We start from the raw sequence: 13,123 nt of genomic DNA on the forward strand, positions 1-13,123 counted from the left end.
ACAGTGGACTGGAAGTAGCAGCATGTCGGATTTCTTGATTCTGGGTGGCGGCGTGATGGGGATGCTCACGGCGCGCGAACTGGCCCAGGCCGGGGCCTCGGTGACCCTGGTCGAACGTGGGGCCTGCGGGCGCGAGTCCACCTGGGCCGGTGGTGGTATTGTGTCGCCGCTCTATCCCTGGCGCTACCGGGAACCGGTAACGCAGCTGGCGACCTGGTCCCAGGGCAGCTATGTGCACCTGGCGCAGGATCTGCTGGAGGAAACCGGCATAGATCCTGAGCTGCGTCAGAAGGGCATGTTCATGGTGGCGGTGGATGATGCAGCAGACGCCCTGGCCTGGGCACAGCGTTACCAGCGCCCCATGCAGCAGGTGGACGCGGACTTCCTTTATCGCAAGGAATCGAACCTGCGCCCGGGGCACACTCAGGCGCTCTGGATGCCGGAAGTGGCCAGCATTCGTAACCCCCGTTTAGGCAAGTCGCTGCGGCGCAGCCTGGAGCTGAACCCGCGTGTTGAATTGATCGAGCAGGCCGGTGATGCCAAGCTGCTGCTCGAATCCGAGCGCGTCTGCGGTGTACGCACCGAGCGGGGCGAGTACCGGGCCGGGCAGACGGTGCTGGCCGCTGGCGCCTGGACGGCGACCCTGCTGGCGCAACTGGGTATTGAACTGCCGGTTGAGCCGGTTAAAGGCCAGATGATGCTGTTCAAGGCGCCGGTTGGGCTGGTGAACCGCGTGGTGCTGCAGGGCGGACGCTACCTGATCCCCCGCAACGATGGCCGCATCCTGGTGGGCAGTACGCTGGAGCGGGTGGGTTTCGACAAGCAAACCACCGAGCAGGCGCGGGAGTCCCTGTACCACAGCGCACTGGATATACTGCCGGCGCTGGAAAATTATCCCGTTGAACATCACTGGGCGGGGCTAAGGCCCGGTTCGCCCGAAGGCATTCCCTATATCGGTGCGGTGCCCGGGCTTGAGGGCCTGCATGTCAATGCCGGACAATACCGCAACGGCCTGGTGCTGGCGCCGGCCTCGACCCGGCTGATGGCGGATCTGTTGCTCAAGCGCAGCCCCATTATTGATCCGGCCCCTTACAGTGTTTCGGCACAGCACCCCTGCACCGGGGTGGATCGCTGAACCCTGGTCTACATTCTGATAGCGGATGCCCGGTGCATCCGGAACACGAGATCAAATAGCTGATGAGTCATTCTATTCGGGTCCTGATGGCCCAGATCAATACGCTGGTGGGGGATATCCCCGGCAATACCCAGCGCGTCGTCGATATTGCCCTGGAGGCGCGGGATCAGCAGCAGGCCGATGTGGTGCTGTTTCCGGAACTGACCCTCTCGGGCTACCCGCCGGAAGACCTGCTGCTGCGCCCGAGCATTCAGACCCGCATTGAAGCGGCGCTGACACGCCTGCGGGAGGACGTGCGCGACATCCATGTGGTGGTGGGCTATCCGCGTTACCGTGATGGTGTGCTGTTCAATATGGCGGGGGTTATCTACAACGGTGAACTGGTCGCCGAGTATGCCAAGCAGTGCTTGCCGAACTACCAGGTGTTCGACGAGATGCGCTATTTCACCGCGGGTGATCAGCCCTGCGTATTCGATCTCAAGGGGGTGCCGGTGGCACTGACCATCTGCGAGGATCTGTGGAAGAGCAAGCCCGCCGAGCAGGTGCGCGAGCAGGGTGCACGCTTGATGCTGAACCTCAACGCTTCGCCCTTTCATGTCGACAAGTCCCACCAGCGGGCCAGGCTGCTGAGTGAGCGCGCTCGCCAGGCAGGGTGCCCGATCTTGTATCTGAACCAGGTTGGAGGCCAGGACGAGCTTATCTTCGATGGCGGCTCCAAGGTGATCGCCGCTGATGGCAGCCGTGTCTTCCAGGGCCGGTTTTTCGAAGAAACGTCCTTTGTGGTGGACTACCAGGACGCCGACCAGAGCCTGTCGGTTCCGGGGACAAACTCGGTGGCCTTTCCATCCATCGAGCAGAGCGTGTACGACGCCCTGGTGCTGGGTGTGCGTGACTACGTCAACAAGAATGGTTTCAAGGGCGTGGTGCTGGGTCTGTCCGGCGGCATTGACTCCGGCGTTACGCTGGCGGTGGCCGTGGATGCCCTGGGCGCCGACCGGGTGGAAGCGGTGATGATGCCGTTCCGCTACACCTCGTCGATGAGCCAGGAGGATGCCAGCGAGCAGGCGCGCATGCTGGGTGTGAACTACAGCTCGATATCGATTGAGCCCATGTACAATGCCTTTATGGCGCAGTTGTCCGATGAGTTTGCCGGCCTGTCGGCCGATACCACCGAGGAAAACCTCCAGGCACGTTGCCGGGGCGTGGTGCTGATGGCCATTTCCAACAAGAAGGGCGTGCTGGTGCTTACCACTGGCAATAAGAGCGAGATGGCGGTGGGTTACTCAACGCTGTACGGTGATATGGCCGGCGGCTTTGATGTGCTTAAGGATGTGCCCAAAACCCTGGTGTATCGCATTGCGGCCTACCGCAATGGCATTTCCCCCGCGATCCCGCAGCGCGTGATTGACCGCCCACCGTCTGCTGAGCTGGCGCCGGATCAAACCGACCAGGACAGTCTGCCGGACTACGATGTGCTGGACCGCTTGCTGGAGCTTTACGTCGAGCATGACTACAGCGCCCATGCGCTGATTGCCGAGGGCTTTGAGCCCGAGGTGGTGCAGCGCGTGATTCGCCTGGTGGATATCAATGAATACAAGCGCCGCCAGGCTCCTGTTGGCGTGCGTATTACCCAGCGCGGCTTCGGGCGCGATCGGCGCTATCCCATTACTTCGGGCTGGAAGGCAGGAGACTAGAACAGGGTTGCGGCGGGTAGGCAGGTTTTTTCCGATAACCGTCTGATCCATAACAAAAAAGGCGCCTGTAGGCGCCTTTTTCATAGCTAGAGTTATCAACTCAGGGCTGGGCTTTGGCCTCGGCTTCCTCTTCGCTGTCGTCGAAGGCGCCAAAGGTCAGAATACTGAACCAGGAACGCTCGGTTTCCGGGGCGGGTTCTGCGGGCTGTGAGGGCACAATGATGGACGTGGGACGCTGAATGGCCGCTTCATCCGGGCTGCCCAGCAGGCCGAAGGTTGCGGTTTCGAGCAGGGACTTGTCACGTTCCTTGCCGGACTCATAGCGGAAGTCCGGGAAGTTGCTGTGCAGTACTTCTGCAGCCTTGGCCGCCTGGTCGTTGAGCCCCAGTTCTTCATAGGCTTCGGCCATAATCCCCAGCGCTTCCGGCACGGCGGGGGTTTCCTGCAGATTTTCCACCACGTAACGGCCACGGTTGGCGGCGGCCACCCAGGCGCCACGCTTCATGTAGTACTGCGCCACATGCACCTCATACTGTGCCAGGCGGTTTTTCAGGTACTGCATGCGCTTGAGCGAGTCCGGCGCATACTGGCTGTTGGGGTAGCGCGTGGTCAGCGTCGAGAAACTTTCGAAGGACTCCAGTGCCGCGCCCGGGTCGCGCTGGGTTTCGTCGATCGGCAGGTAGCGCGATACCAGAGAACGATCTTCCTCGAAGGAGGTCAGGCCCTTCAGGTAGTAGGCGTAGTCGATGTTCTCGTGATTCGGGTGCAGGCGAACGAAGCGGTCCGCGGCGGCGCGGGCAGCTTCAGGTTCAAAATTCTTGAAGTAGGCGTAAATCAGTTCCAGCTGGGCCTGCTCGGAGAAGCGGCCAAAGGGGTAGCGTGCCTCGAGCCGCTGCAGTTTTTCCACCGCAAGGCTGTAATTCTGCGCCTCCAGGGCTTCCAGTGCCTCGGAGTAGAGCTGTTGCTCCGGTACATCCGGTTCTTCTGTCTTTTCTCCGCCCCAAAATGAACAGGCGGACATCAGAGAGACCAGAGTCAGGATGCCAATGACTTTTACAAAGCGCATGTTGATAAGTCCTGATTGCCTACAGCGATACCGAGGACAGTTTCGGTTATACTGGGCCAGTTAATCCAAATGTCCGGCATATTTAAACACAACCGGAACTCAAGCCAAAACATCCTTCTGAATTACGTACCCCAGATGCCAGAACAGAAACCTGAACAGGTTCAATTACAAGCGCGGGTCGCCGACGAGCTGGTCGGCAAGCGGCTGGACCAGGCCATCGCGCAGCTGTTTCCCGAATACTCGCGCTCCCGTCTTCAGGGCTGGATCAAGGACGGTTGTGTCACCGTGGATGGCGAGCAGAAGCGTACCCGTGACAAGCTGCAAGGCGGTGAGCTGATCTGTGTTGACGCAGAACTTGCCCTCATCGAACACCACCAGCCCGAGCCCATGGAGCTGGAAATCATCTATGAAGACGATGATATCCTGGTGATCAACAAGCCTGCGGGTTTGGTGGTGCATCCGGCGGCGGGCCATGCCGATGGCACCCTGCTGAATGCGCTGCTGCACCATGTACCGGACATTGCCCAGGTACCGCGTGCCGGTATCGTGCACCGTCTGGATATGGATACCACCGGGTTGATGGTGGTGGCCAAAACCATCCAGGCCCAAACCGAGCTGGTGGTGCAGCTGCAGGAGCGTTCCATGGGCCGCGAGTATGAAGCGGTTGTGATGGGCGTGATGACCGGCGGTGGCAAGGTGGATGCTCCCATGGGGCGTCACAAGACCAACCGGCAGAAAATGGCGGTGGTGCATATGGGCAAGCCGGCCCTGACCCATTACCGTCTGCTGCAGCGTTTTCGGGCACATTCCCATATCCGCCTCAAGCTGGAATCGGGGCGCACGCACCAGATCCGCGTGCACATGTCCCATATCAATTACCCGCTGGTGGGGGACCCTGTCTACGGCGGCCGTTTCCGTCTGCCCAAGGGGGTCAGTGAAGGCCTGATCAAGACCCTGCGCGGCTTTAACCGCCAGGCGCTGCATGCCAAGAAACTGGAACTGTTTCACCCCGTAACCGGTGAACTCATGTCCTGGGAAGTGGACTTGCCGGAAGACTTCCAGCTGCTGCTCAAGGCGTTGCAGCAGGACCTGCGGCGCAACGAAGAGTCATGAAGCTGCTGCGTCCGCAATGGCCGGTATCCGGGCGGGTACAGGCCTGTGTCAGTACTCGGCAGGGGGGCGCCAGTCGTGGCGCTTTCCAGGGCTTGAACCTCGGCGATCACGTCGGAGATGATCCCCAGAGCGTGGCGCAGAACCGTCAAAACCTTGCAGCGCAGCTGGGCCTCGAGCGCCCGGCGCAGTGGCTGCAGCAGGTGCACGGTGTCGATGTGGTCCAGGCGGTTGCTGATGGCCAGGTGCGCCAGGCGGATGCCTGCTGGAGCGACCAGCCGGGTCTGGCCTGTGTCGTGATGACGGCGGATTGCCTGCCGGTCTTTTTCAGTGACGGCTGCAAGGTGGCGGTTGCCCACGCCGGCTGGCGCGGGCTGGTGGCCGGTATTCTGGAGAATACCCTTGCCGTGTTCGAAAGACCTGAGCAGGTACACTGCTGGCTGGGGCCGGCCATCGGCCCGGAGGCCTTCGAGGTTGGCGCCGAGGTACAGGAGGCATTCTGTGTGGCGCATCCCGCTGCCGCAGAGGCTTTTGTGGCCCGTGTCGGTGTGCCCGGCAAGTACTTTGCCGATATCTATGCCCTGGCACGTCTGCGGCTTGAGGCTATCGGCGTGGCGTCTGTTTCCGGGGGCGATTTCTGCACGTTGAACGATGCACAAAATTTTTATTCCTATCGCCGCGATGGCGAAACCGGTCGTATGGCCAGCCTGATCTGGCTGGCCTGAGCTTGATCTAACATCCTCATTTTTCTCTAGAAAACCACCGGAACCCGGCTCTGGCCTGCAGCGCAAGTCGGGGCCTGGCCGTGTCTGCACAACCGAAAACCCCGGCATTTCTCTGATTCTGTCTTTGGGGAAGCTTGCCTGCGGCATTGTTTTCGACCAATATACTGTACATACGTACAGTATTTATGGGGTCGATCATGAGTCTGGAGCAGTTGCTGGAGCAAGGCGCCGTATGGCGGGCGAGTGACACCGTTGGCGAGCCCTGTGTCGCCGGGTTTTACAGTGGGCACGAGGAGCTGGATCAGATGCTGAATGGGCAGGGCTGGCAGCCTGGTAGCCTGGTGGAAATGCTCTACGATACCGAGGGCTGTGGCGAGTTGCGCCTGTTGCTGCCGTTGCTGGCAGCATCCGCGGAGCGCTGGGTGCTCTGGGTTGATCCGCCCCATATTCCCTATGCGCCGGCGTTAAAGGCTGCCGGTGTGGCGCTGGACAGGCTCTTGCTGGTACGCAGCAACAGTCGTCGTGATCGGCTCTGGTGTCTGGAACAGGCGCTGAAAAGCGGCTGCTGCAGTGCTGTTCTGGGCTGGTTGGGCGATGTGCCACAGCAGGCGCTGCGCCGTTTGCAGCTGGCCGCGGCCCAGGGACAGGGACTGGGGTTTATCTTCAGGCCCACGGCTTGTCGTGAACAGCATTCAGCGGCGCCTTACCGGTTGCTGCTGGAGCCCGATCAGGCACCGGACAAACTGGCGGTTTCAGTATTGAAGCGCAGAGGTGGCTGGCCGTTGCCGCGCCGTGTCCTGTCCCTGCGTCAGAAAACTGTGGGTCGCCGCGCTGCTTCCCTGTCAGCTTTGCCGGGCGTTGTATCGGCGCGGGTACGCGCGGGTGGATGAACGGGCTCTGGCTGTATTTGCATTTCCCGTTGCTGCCACTGGAGATGCAGTGCACGGCTGACTCCCGGAAGGCGGCAGTACTGCTGGATGCACGTGCGACCAGGCTGGAGCTCTGTAATGCGGCCGCGCAGGCGCAGGGGCTTGAATCCGGCATGACGGTCGCGCACGCGCTGAGCCTGGTGCCGGAGCTGCACTTGCTACAGGCGAATACGCAGCAGGCGGCGCAGCAGCTCGAAGGCCTGGCGCTTTGGAGCGGGCGTTTCAGTGCCAGGGTCAGTCTGCAGCCGCCCTGTGGTCTCCTGCTTGAGCTGGAATCGATGCTGCGTTACTTCCGGGGCCTGGGTGCGCTCTGGGAGAATATACAGGCGCAGTTGCAGACGCTGGAACTCAGCTGTATCAGCGCGACGGGACACACTCCGCTGGCCGCGCGCGTGCTGGCGCTGGATGGCGGTTTCTGTGCTGCAGGGGCGACTGAGCATCTGCAGCGTTTGCAGTCGGTGCCCATTGAGCGACTGGAGCTGGACGCGAGGCTGTGTGCGCAGTTCCGGGGGCTGGGGTTTTCTCGCCTGGGAGAATTGCTGGCCCTGCCGGCAACGGAGCTGGCGCACCGCTTTGGCGCAGGTCTTACGGCCTGGCTGGAGCGGCTGACGGGACAAAGCCCGGATCCACCGCGCTATTTCACTATTCCCGCCACCTTCCTGCGCGAGTTACCCCTGGCTTATGAGGTGGAGCGTACCGAGGCACTGCTGTTCGGGCTGCGCCGGTTACTGGTGCAACTGGAGGGTTTTCTGCGGGCGCACTACTGGCGAGCAGTCCGCTTGCAGCTGGAGTTGCTGCAGCGGCAGGGGCAGCAGAGGCTGCAGCTGGGACATGCACAGGGCGCCCAGTCAGCGGAGGTCTGGCTGGAGCTGTGCCGTCTGCGTCTGGAGCGAACGGTGCTGGCCCGCCCCGTTGTCGGTTTGCGCCTTGGGGTGACGGAGTGCCGTGATATTGAGTCCGGTGTGGAGGATCTGTTCAGTACAGCGCGGGCAAAGGACGCACCGGCACAGTTACTGAGCCGATTGCAGATGCGCCTGGGGAAGCAGGCACTTTACCGGGTTATGCCCAGCGAGGATTATCGTCCGGAGCGAAGCTGGAACAGGGCGCCTCTTGAGGGGCCCTTGCCAGTGCTGCCGGTTACAGCGGGTCTGCGGCCACTCTGGTTACTGAACGCGCCCGAGAGGCTGCCTCCCGATGCCGTTGGCTGCACGGTTGAACTGTTGCAAGGGCCGGAGCGCATCGTCAGTGGTTGGTGGGATCAGCAGCCGGTGCGACGGGATTACTATATCGGGCGCTGGGTGGACGGCCGGCGAGGCTGGCTGTATCGCGAGCCGGATGGCGGCTGGTATCTGCATGGCTGGTTTGGGTAATGGGCATCAAGGGTGGCTGATCCAGTGACGCTGGAATACGCGGAATTGCATTGCCTGAGCTGTTTCAGCTTTCTGCGTGGCGCTTCGCACCCCGAAGAACTGGTGCGGCGGGCCAGTGAACTGGGCTACCGGGCACTGGCGCTGACCGACGAGTGTTCGGTTGCCGGTGTGGTGCGGGCCTGGGAGGCCTGCCGGGATACCGGATTAGAGCTGATTGTCGGGTCCGAGTTTCGCCTGCAGGATGAGCGGGTGCTGTTGCTGGCGCAAAACAGGCGTGGTTATGCACAGCTCTGTGCGCTGATTACACTGGCGCGCAGGCGAGCACCCAAGGGGGAATACCGGATTGAGTGGGCCGATTTTGGGCCGCAGCCGGATTGCCTGTTGCTGTATCGCCCCGGAGACAATGTACAACGGGCTACTGAACGGGGACGCGAGCTGTCTGGCCGCTTCCCCGGCCGATGCTGGCTGCTGATCGAACGTCTGCTGGGAGGCGGGGATGCCGCCCGTTATGCACGGCAGCAACAGCTGGCAAAAGTGCTGATGCTGCCGATGGTTTGCGCCAGCGGTGTACTGATGCACCTGCCGGCTCGGCAGCGGCTGCAGGATGTGCTGACATCGATTCGCCTGGGGGTGCCGGTGAATCAGGCGGGTTTTGCACTGCAGGGTAATGCCGAACGGCATCTGCGCTCACTCAACAAGCTCCAGCGCCTTTATACACCAGAAATGATGCGTGAGACGCTGCGCATTGCCGAGCGCTGCTGCTTCGATCTTGGCGAGCTGCGTTATGAATACCCGGCCGAGCTGGTGCCCCAGGGTAAAAGTGCCGGGCAGTGGCTGGCTCTGCGGGTGCAGGAAGGGGCGGGTCTGCGCTTTCCCGAAGGCATGCCGGCGGCCATTGCCCGCCAGGTGGAGCATGAGCTGGGGCTGATTGCCGAGCTGCAGTACGAGCATTACTTTCTTACCATCGAAGATATTGTCCGCTTTGCTCGCAGTCAGGGCATTCTGTGCCAGGGGCGGGGATCGGCGGCCAATTCGGTGGTGTGCTATTGCCTGCATATCACCGAAGTGGATCCACGCCAGGTGAACATGCTGTTTGAGCGCTTTATCTCCCGTGAGCGGGACGAGCCGCCGGATATCGATGTCGACTTTGAGCATGAACGGCGCGAGGAGGTGATCCAGTATATCTATCGGCGTTACGGCCGGGAGCGGGCGGGGATAGCCGCAACGGTGATCCGTTACCGCCGGCGCAGTGCGCTGCGGGATGTCGGCAAGGCATTGGGGCTGGATGCCGCTTATCTGCACGGGCTGTGCAGTCGGCTGGATCGACGCGCTGAGCTCCCCCAGTGGCTGGAGCAGCTGCGTGCCTGTGGTGGTGATGTGCCAGCGCCCCGGTTCCGGTTACTGCTGGAGTTGGTGGACGAAATTATCGGTTTTCCTCGTCATCTGTCACAGCATGTGGGCGGCTTTGTGATTTCAGCGGGCCCCCTGTCGGAGCTGGTGCCGGTGGAAAATGCCGCGATGAAGGAGCGCAGCCTGATTCAGTGGAACAAGGATGACCTGGAAAGCCTTGGCCTGCTGAAAGTGGATGTGCTGGCGCTGGGCATGCTCAGTGCCGTGCGCAAGACGCTGGCGCTGTTGTCGCAGCGCGACGGCAAGGTGCTGCGCATGCAGGATATTCCCCGGGAAGATCCGGCCGTCTATGAAATGCTGTCGCGGGCCCAGAGCGTGGGGGTGTTCCAGGTCGAATCCCGGGCGCAGATGAACATGTTGCCACGGTTGCAGCCGCGCTGTTACTACGACCTGGTAATTCAGGTGGCCATCGTGCGCCCCGGGCCCATTCAGGGAGACATGGTGCATCCTTACCTGAAGCGGCGGGCAGGGCTTGAGCCGGTGCATTATCCGGGAGATGCCGTGCGCCAGGTACTTGAGCGTACCTTGGGTGTACCTATCTTCCAGGAACAGGTGATCAGCCTGGCCATGGTGGCCGCGGGCTTTAGTGCCGGAGAAGCGGATCAGTTGCGCCGTGCCATGGCGGCCTGGCGGCGCAGCGGCACCATTGCCGTGTATCAGCGCAGGCTGGTGGAAGGGATGCTGGCGCGGGGATACAGCGAGGAATTCGCCCAGCGCATCTGTCGGCAGATCGAGGGTTTTGGCGAATACGGCTTTCCGGAGTCCCATGCCGCCAGCTTTGCCCTGCTGGTCTATGTATCGGCCTGGCTGAAGTGTCACGAACCGGCAGCTTTCTGTTGTGGCCTGCTGAACAGCCAGCCCATGGGGTTTTACTCCCCTGCTCAGCTGGTACAGGATGCCCGGCGCCAGGGTGTCACCGTGCGTGCAGTGGATATCAACTGCAGTGCCTGGGATGCCACGCTGGAGCCGGACGGTGCCCTGCGGCTGGGCTTTCGGATGGTGAAACGGCTGTCCCGCAAGGCGGCGGAATTTGTACTTGAGGCGCGCAAAACAGGTCCCTTCAGCTCGGTGGCTGATGCAATAGGGCGTATCAGGCTGGACACCGGCAGCTGGGACCTGCTGGCGGCGGCCGGGGCGCTGAATACGCTGGCGCAGCACCGTTACCAGGCACGCTGGGCGTTGCTGGCGGGGGACCCTGCCCTGGCGCTGGGAGATGCCCGGGTGGAGGAAAGCGGCGTTGTGCAGCTTGCGGCACCCAATGAACGGGCGGATCTGGAAGAGGACTTTCGGCACCTGGGCCTGACTTTGGGGCGCCACCCGATGGCGCTGTTGCGTGATGCAGATGAGCTCCAGGGTTGCCTGAGCGCAGAGCAGCTTGAGCGCTGTCGCCCCGGACAACTGGTACGGGTGGCGGGGGTCGTCACCAACCGGCAACGGCCGGGATCGGCTTCGGGAGTCACCTTTGTCACCCTGGAGGATGAAACCGGGCAGGTGAACCTGGTGGTCTGGGGCAGAACCGCCGAGGTGCAGCGCCGGGCACTGCTGAGTGCGCGGCTGTTGCGTGTTGCCGGAGTGCTGGAGCGGGAGGGTGACATTATCCATGTGGTTGCCGGACGTTTGGAGGACATCAGCCGCTGCTGGCAGACGTTGTCGTTACGTTCGCGGGATTTTCACTAGGTCCCGCAGCCGGAGCCAGGCTGTCACCGGGTATTCTTTTGACTTCAGGGCTGCCAGCTGTCAGATTTGTGCAGTGCACAAAAATTGACCGGAGCAGGGTATGGGAGTGCGAAAGATCAATCTTGCGCTGCAGGGCGGCGGTGCCCACGGGGCTTTTACCTGGGGGGTGCTGGACCGCTTGCTGGAGGAGCCGACACTGCGATTTGAGGGTGTCAGCGGGACCAGCGCCGGTGCCATGAATGCCGTCATGCTGGCCAGTGGCTTGCAGCAGGGCGGCCATGAAGGCGCCCGTGAACTGCTGGCGCGCTTTTGGCACGAGGTGTCGCTGCATGCCTTGCCGGAGCTGCCCAAGGGGTTGCCCACGGCGGGTTTCGGCGAGTCGGTCACGGACTGGATGCAGATGTTGAGCTATTACCTGTCGCCCTATGACCTTAATCCGCTGGATATCAACCCGTTGCGATCCCTGGTTGAGCGCACCGTGGACTTTGAGCGCCTGCGAGCCGCGTCCCCGCTACGGCTGTTTGTGGCGGCGACCGATGTTCAAAGTGGCAAGTTGCGGCTGTTCCGCGACACTGAAATGACCGCCGATCATCTGCTGGCTTCGGCCTGTCTGCCGACCCTGCACAAGGCGATTGAAATCGACGGAAGCAGCTACTGGGATGGCGGTTTTAGCGGCAATCCGGCGATCTATCCACTGGTCTTCGACTGCGCCAGTGATGATGTGCTGGTCGTCCTGCTACAACCACTGATGCGCGTCGGTACGCCCGTCAGCGCATCCTCCATTCGCGAGCGGGTGGCGGAGTTCGGCTTCCAAAGTACTTATCTGCGTGAAATGCGTGCCCTCAGTTACATGCAGTTTGAAATCCGCAAGACACCGTTCTCCCTGGGCGCCTTTGAGCGCAGGGTACGGCGTTTGCGATTGCACCTGATTGAAACCGATGAGCTGCTTGCTGGCCTGGACAGGGCCAGCAAATACGATACCCGACTACACTTTCTCCAGGCGTTGCATGACCGGGGACGGGAGCGGGCCCATCTCTGGCTGGCGCAGCAGGGACATTGCCTCGGGCGGACATCCAGCTGTGATCTGGGGCTGTTTTTGTAAGGGTCCGCTATTGTGCAGACGCCCTGTATGCCCGGCGACTGTTGTTGCTTGCCGTGACTGCTGGCCGGGCAAGGAGAGTGAGGTGCCCCTTGACTTCAAGCCTGAAGAAACGATCCGAGCTGCGCTTGCTGCTGATGCAAATCCGTACCGAGGCTTCGGTGTGCGATGAAGAGCACCGCAGTTTTGCCAGCTACAGCGGCCTGGCTCCGGAACAGATCGAGCGGCTGAACGTCTTCCATACCCCGGCTTTTTCCCTTGATGTCGTTGAGGGTTTCGACGCCCTGCTGGTGGGTGGTGCCAGCGAAGCCAATGTACTGGAGCCGGCCCGTTACCCCTTTGTGCATAACTGCGAACGGCTGCTGCGCCATGTTGTCACCACCGGCCTGCCAACCTTCGCGTCCTGCTTTGGCTTTCAGCTGGCGGTGCTGGCACTCGGTGGCAGGATTGAGCACCGCGAGCAGGGCTTCGAGATGGGAACCCTGGCCATCCACCTGGCGGAGGCTGCACGGGAGGACCCCCTGTTTCACGACAGCCCGGACGGTTTCGCCGCCGTCTCGGTACACCGGCAGTATGCATCCGAGGTACCGCCAGGCTGTGAGCTGCTGGCATTTACCGAACAGTGCGTGCATGTGCTCAGGGTCAGCGGCAAGCCGTTCTGGGCATTTCAGTTTCACCCGGAGGTCGACAAGGCAACGCTGGTGGAACGGCTCACCCATTACCGTGATCACTACACCGAGGATGCCGGTCACTTGGGGCAGGTGCTGGAAACCGCGCAGGAGACGCCGGTCTCCAATGGCCTGATGCGAAAATTTGTCGATCGCGTGCTGCTGGCATAAGCCGTCTTAGCCGCTGTCCAGGCCGTGTGACGGGCGGTGACAGCAGGGAGGCGGCACCTGTAGAATGAG

The 13,123-nt window shown here is 61.9% G+C and carries 10 protein-coding genes; 9 read left to right on the forward strand and 1 reads right to left on the reverse strand.

Annotated features, from left to right (window positions below; all coding sequences use genetic code 11):
- The first annotated feature begins 22 nt into the window (after nt 1-22).
- Nucleotides 23-1,135, forward strand: coding sequence for a glycine oxidase ThiO (thiO, locus tag KDW95_RS17930; protein ID WP_255853150.1), 1,113 nt, complete (start codon nt 23-25; stop codon nt 1,133-1,135).
- A 62-nt stretch (nt 1,136-1,197) separates the two neighbouring features.
- The gene (locus KDW95_RS17935; protein WP_255853151.1) at nt 1,198-2,829 is read left to right on the forward strand and encodes an NAD+ synthase; all 1,632 of its coding nucleotides are present in this window, start codon (nt 1,198-1,200) and stop codon (nt 2,827-2,829) included.
- 100 nt (nt 2,830-2,929) lie between these two features.
- On the opposite strand, the gene KDW95_RS17940 is transcribed toward KDW95_RS17935, so the two are convergent.
- A complete protein-coding gene (locus KDW95_RS17940) occupies nt 2,930-3,895 on the reverse strand; it encodes an outer membrane protein assembly factor BamD (RefSeq protein WP_255853152.1) in 966 nt (321 codons plus the stop codon).
- 135 nt (nt 3,896-4,030) lie between these two features.
- On the opposite strand from KDW95_RS17940, the gene rluD reads away from it, so the two are divergent.
- The 7 genes from rluD (at nt 4,031) to KDW95_RS17975 (ending at nt 13,054) form a co-directional block, all read left to right on the forward strand.
- Nucleotides 4,031-5,008 carry a 23S rRNA pseudouridine(1911/1915/1917) synthase RluD gene (gene rluD / locus KDW95_RS17945; RefSeq protein WP_255853153.1) on the forward strand — a complete coding sequence of 326 codons (978 nt, stop codon included), beginning with the start codon at nt 4,031-4,033 and terminating at the stop codon, nt 5,006-5,008.
- Entirely contained in the window at nt 5,005-5,730 is a 726-nt protein-coding gene (gene pgeF, locus KDW95_RS17950) for a peptidoglycan editing factor PgeF (RefSeq protein WP_255853154.1), read from the forward strand. The genes rluD and pgeF overlap by 4 nt, the downstream gene beginning before the upstream one ends.
- 197 nt (nt 5,731-5,927) lie before the next feature.
- Nucleotides 5,928-6,620, forward strand: a complete 693-nt coding sequence (imuA, locus tag KDW95_RS17955) for a translesion DNA synthesis-associated protein ImuA (RefSeq protein ID WP_255853155.1) — start codon at nt 5,928-5,930, stop codon at nt 6,618-6,620.
- Nucleotides 6,617-8,029, forward strand: a complete 1,413-nt coding sequence (locus KDW95_RS17960) for a Y-family DNA polymerase (RefSeq protein ID WP_255853156.1) — start codon at nt 6,617-6,619, stop codon at nt 8,027-8,029. The genes imuA and KDW95_RS17960 overlap by 4 nt, the downstream gene beginning before the upstream one ends.
- A gap of 12 nt (nt 8,030-8,041) precedes the next feature.
- Nucleotides 8,042-11,116 (forward strand): error-prone DNA polymerase, encoded by a 3,075-nt coding sequence (locus KDW95_RS17965; RefSeq protein WP_255853157.1) that lies wholly within the window; start codon nt 8,042-8,044, stop codon nt 11,114-11,116.
- Nucleotides 11,117-11,216: 100 nt separating this feature from the next.
- On the forward strand, nt 11,217-12,218 hold the full coding sequence (locus KDW95_RS17970; protein ID WP_255853158.1) for a patatin-like phospholipase family protein: 1,002 nt from the start codon (nt 11,217-11,219) through the stop codon (nt 12,216-12,218).
- Nucleotides 12,219-12,307: 89 nt separating this feature from the next.
- Nucleotides 12,308-13,054, forward strand: a complete 747-nt coding sequence (locus tag KDW95_RS17975) for a glutamine amidotransferase-related protein (RefSeq protein WP_255853159.1) — start codon at nt 12,308-12,310, stop codon at nt 13,052-13,054.
- Nucleotides 13,055-13,123: the final 69 nt, after the last annotated feature.

It is taken from the genome of Marinobacterium rhizophilum (assembly GCF_024397915.1).
GTDB lineage: Bacteria > Pseudomonadota > Gammaproteobacteria > Pseudomonadales > Balneatricaceae > Marinobacterium_A > Marinobacterium_A rhizophilum_A.